This is a genomic window from Treponema sp. JC4, from assembly GCF_000260795.1.
In the GTDB taxonomy this organism is placed as follows: domain Bacteria; phylum Spirochaetota; class Spirochaetia; order Treponematales; family Treponemataceae; genus Treponema_D.
In genome coordinates, this window is record NZ_AJGU01000079.1 from 1 (window position 1) to 3,662 (window position 3,662).

Sequence of the window (3,662 nt, forward strand, 5' to 3'; positions counted from 1 at the left end):
TTAATTTCATATCTGCGCGAAAATGATATTCTTGCTGTTTTCCATTATATTCCTCTTCATTCAGCTCCTGCAGGCTTAAAATTCGGCCGCTTTGACGGAGAAGATGAAATTACAACTCCATATTCTGAACGCCTTGTACGACTTCCTCTTTATTACGGACTTACAAAAGAAGATCAGAATAAAGTTATAAAGGCAGTAAAGGATTTTTATAAGGATCGCTAATAATGAAAGAAATCAGCATTGTTATTCCGGTTTACAACAGCCACGAATGTGTAGCAGAAATCAGCCGCCAGATTGCAGATGCGCTAAAAGGAATTGAATATGAACAGATTATGGTAAATGACTGCTCAAAAGATTCCAGCTGGGATGAAATTAAAAAAGAAGCTGATAAAAATCCTAACCTTATTGGAATAAATCTACGTAAAAACGGCGGCCAGGATTCTGCAATTCTTGCAGGCCTAAATTATGCAAAGGGTAATTATGTTGTAATTATGGATGATGATTTACAACATTCTCCTTATGATATTTTAAAACTTTATGAAGAAGCTAAAAAAGGCTTTGATGTAGTTTATGCCGATTTTGATTCCAAAAAACAGAAGCTCTGGAAAAATCTTGGTTCCTGGTTTAACGGCAAAATCAGCGAAATTGCAATCCAAAAGCCAAAGGAAATTTATTTAAGCCCATTTAAAATTATCTGCCGCGGTGTAGTAGAAGAAATGATTAAATTCAATAATCTTTTTCCATACATTGACGGTTTAATTTTTCAGATTACCAGAAATATTACCCAGATTCCAATTGAACATCACAAGCGTGAAATGGGTAAATCAAACTACAACCTTATTAAATCTATTAAGGTTTTCCTTAGAATGCTTTTTGGTTTTTCAACCATGCCGCTGCTTCTTACATTTTATGCAGGTATGATTTCGGCACTGGCAGGACTAGGACTTACAGTTTTCTATATTGTTGAATATTTTACCGGCAGAGCAGATGTTACAGGTTGGACTACACTTGTAATCCTGCTGCTTGTTCTTGGCGGGCTGATTTTAGTTTCTCTTGGAATAATAGGAAAGTACCTTGGACAGATTTATCTTACCCAGAATAACTGCCCTAAGTTTATTGTAAAAGAAGTTGTTGGCGCTTAAAGTTGCCGGCTAGCAGACATAAACCCAGATACCACCAATAATCAAAGCAATTGCAATGCACTGAAGCAGGTTAATCTTATCTTTAAAGAAGATCCTGCTTAATATGATAGCAAAGATATAACTTGAAGCCTCAATAATAGGTACAAAAGAAACCGGAACAACTTTGAGTGCATATAAGTCTATAAAAACTGCACAGAAAAAGAGAGCATAAGCGACTATTACTTTTACATTAAGGTATTCAAAAATAAAACTCTTGTGTTCCTCTAGGGCTGATTTTTTTAAGAGAACCTGGCTTACAGCTCCTATAAAATTTGAGAGAAGTAAAAAGAGAACAAATAAAATCATTCCTGTCCTCCCTGTTTGCTCTTTTTATCAGCAAAAGAAAGAAGAATGATGCCTGAAAGTATGATTAGAGCACCCAAAACTTTTTTTACTGTAATTTCTTCTGCAAAAATCAAACGGCTAAAAAACATTCCCCAGACAATTGTTACTGCTTTATTGCATATTGCAATAGGAAGGCGGAAGCTTTTTAATACCTGCTGCCATAGGATTGCATAAACAAAAAGAAGAGCGATGATTATGCAGTAAATGATACAGTAATTAAAACTTAAAAAGTCATATTTTGATGCAGCCTTTCCAAGGACCGGATAGAAGGCATAGAGAAAAAATCCTGCATGCATCAAAATAAATGGAAATAGTTTTGATTTCATTATTTTATATTTTATAGGTTCTTTGTTTTTTGAACAATTAGTGCTTTGAAGACAGTTTTTTTCCAATCCCTCGTATAAAAGAAACCTGAGCTTCCATAAAATTAAATAACCATGGTAATTTTTCTTTTATGTCTGCAAGCGTAAAAACCAGTGGAGACTGCATTATAGAAATAATACGCTTGTCGTTAATTAAATGTACTCCTGTAAACTGGAACTTAGGATTCAAAATCATCTGTTTTATGTCATCTGGAATTGAACCGGATTCTTTAATGCGCATTTGAAGTGTTTTGTCTGCCAGTTTGTAATAGGAAATATAGTTTTTACCGGCAGCTTCGCTTGAAAAATAGTGGATTATTTTTGCTTTTTCCAGAAATAGTAAACCTCCCTGGCTTATCTGGCAGTTCCATGCACCGTCAAGAAGAGTATTACCAATTCCGCATTGAAAAAAGGCTTCATTAAATGCGCCCTGGTCATGATGATCATGTTTTATCCGGAAACTATATTCCCATAATTCATTCCATTTCTTAAAAAAAAACACGTGATTTTTCACAGTCATGAACTAGCATTACTCCACTATTTATATGAAAACCCTGGTTTGCAGTTCCTGTGTAGCCCATTTTCTTTTCGCGCTTTAAAAAAATATTCTTTATGCTTGTGTTCACTAAGAGGAACATGACCGTCTAAAACTGCTGCTACAGGATAATCAAATTTTTCAATATCAGAAAGACTTTCGCAGATAATGGTATCACAGTCTATAAAGAGAAAATCACCGGAAATATAATCTGGAATTGTTGTTTTTAATACACGTGAACGTTCTATATTACCTGCAGTTTCGGGGAAATCTACAGAAATAATAGAAGAAACATATTTTTTTATTTTTTCTCGTTTTCCCTTAAATGTAGAATTAGTTCTGTTATCTGTAAGGATAATAATTTCTGCATCCGGCATATAATGACGGAGTGAGAATACAGACATAAGGCACTGTTCGTAATATAAATCTTTTTCTGTGGAAGTTAGAACATAAACGTATTTCATTTATTAATCCTGATATATTTTTTTATATAAAGTTCCGCTTGGGTATTCTTTTTTACATATTCCGATTCATTTAGTTTTGAATAGAGCCATGTATTTTTTATATTTTCATAATCAGTCTTATCTTTGTATCTTCCTCCATTTGATGGATTTGAGGAGTTTAAGATAAGAACAAAGTCCGGGAGGCCCTTTTTAGGAAAAACTTCATAATAAGATTGTAATCTGGTATCATCAAAAAAAGTTCTCCATGTGGTTGGTGCTGAAGATATGATATTAGGACGAGTCATATATGCCCAGGTTGCTGTTCCTGAGATAAATATAGTTTTTGGACTAACTTCTTCTATTTCTGTCAGGAGCGAATACAAGTTGTCATAATATTTTTTATTATCTAATGATGTATAAAGTCCCTTTGCAGGACCTGTTTCAATTTTTACAGTATTTTTACTCAGACTTGGAATAAAAAGTAAATGAGCAGAAAGATTTGTGTCTCTGTAAATATTATTAGTCCTGTAAAATAAGGTAAAAGAAAAAAGAATAAGCAGAGGAAGTAATTTTAGGCAGCAGTGTATTTTTTGCTTATTTGCAATAAAACTGTTAGAAATTATTTTATGATAAATAAAAATTTCACCTATTGCGGCAATTGTCATTCCTATTGCACATACTCCAAAACCTGTATCAGATGCAAAACAAAAGAAATATGCAAGAAGCATTCCTGGTAATACAAAGTAAAGAATTTCAGTTTTGAAAGCTGCTAGAAAATCTTTTGCATCAGAATTAT

General features: G+C 33.5%; 7 protein-coding genes. 2 read left to right on the forward strand and 5 right to left on the reverse strand.

All coding sequences use genetic code 11. The features are described from left to right. Both MSI_RS13095 and MSI_RS13100 read left to right on the forward strand, forming a co-directional pair. The coding region (locus MSI_RS13095) for a DegT/DnrJ/EryC1/StrS family aminotransferase (protein ID WP_039925030.1) at positions 1–222 on the forward strand (222 nt) is incomplete at its 5' end. A gap of 2 nt (positions 223–224) precedes the next feature. After that, on the forward strand, positions 225–1,142 hold the full coding sequence (locus MSI_RS13100; RefSeq protein WP_009107966.1) for a glycosyltransferase family 2 protein: 918 nt from the start codon (positions 225–227) through the stop codon (positions 1,140–1,142). 9 nt (positions 1,143–1,151) lie between these two features. On the opposite strand, the gene MSI_RS13105 is transcribed toward MSI_RS13100, so the two are convergent. The 5 genes from MSI_RS13105 to MSI_RS14775 form a co-directional block, all read right to left on the reverse strand. After that, complete coding sequence (locus MSI_RS13105) at positions 1,152–1,487, reverse strand: EamA family transporter (protein ID WP_009107969.1); 336 nt, start codon at positions 1,485–1,487, stop codon at positions 1,152–1,154. Further along, complete coding sequence (locus tag MSI_RS13110) at positions 1,484–1,852, reverse strand: transporter (protein WP_039925033.1); 369 nt, start codon at positions 1,850–1,852, stop codon at positions 1,484–1,486. Before MSI_RS13110 ends, MSI_RS13105 begins: the two co-directional genes overlap by 4 nt. Positions 1,853–1,889: 37 nt before the next feature. Beyond that, the gene (locus MSI_RS15095) at positions 1,890–2,408 is read right to left on the reverse strand and encodes a hypothetical protein (protein ID WP_009107974.1); all 519 of its coding nucleotides are present in this window, start codon (positions 2,406–2,408) and stop codon (positions 1,890–1,892) included. 17 nt (positions 2,409–2,425) lie between these two features. Beyond that, complete coding sequence (locus tag MSI_RS15100; protein ID WP_009107976.1) at positions 2,426–2,887, reverse strand: hypothetical protein; 462 nt, start codon at positions 2,885–2,887, stop codon at positions 2,426–2,428. Next, positions 2,884–3,662: hypothetical protein (locus MSI_RS14775; protein ID WP_039925031.1), on the reverse strand; the 779-nt coding region annotated here is incomplete at its 5' end. The genes MSI_RS15100 and MSI_RS14775, both read right to left, overlap by 4 nt.

What these genes read in the sequence shown, in the direction of transcription:
- MSI_RS13100 (WP_009107966.1), top strand. Translation starts at nt 225, where the DNA reads ATGAAAGAAATCAGCATTGTTATTCCGGTTTACAACAGCCACGAATGT.
- MSI_RS13105 (WP_009107969.1), bottom strand. Translation starts at nt 1,487, where the DNA reads ATGATTTTATTTGTTCTCTTTTTACTTCTCTCAAATTTTATAGGAGCT.
- MSI_RS13110 (WP_039925033.1), bottom strand. Translation starts at nt 1,852, where the DNA reads ATGAAATCAAAACTATTTCCATTTATTTTGATGCATGCAGGATTTTTT.
- MSI_RS15095 (WP_009107974.1), bottom strand. Translation starts at nt 2,408, where the DNA reads ATGACTGTGAAAAATCACGTGTTTTTTTTTAAGAAATGGAATGAATTA.
- MSI_RS15100 (WP_009107976.1), bottom strand. Translation starts at nt 2,887, where the DNA reads ATGAAATACGTTTATGTTCTAACTTCCACAGAAAAAGATTTATATTAC.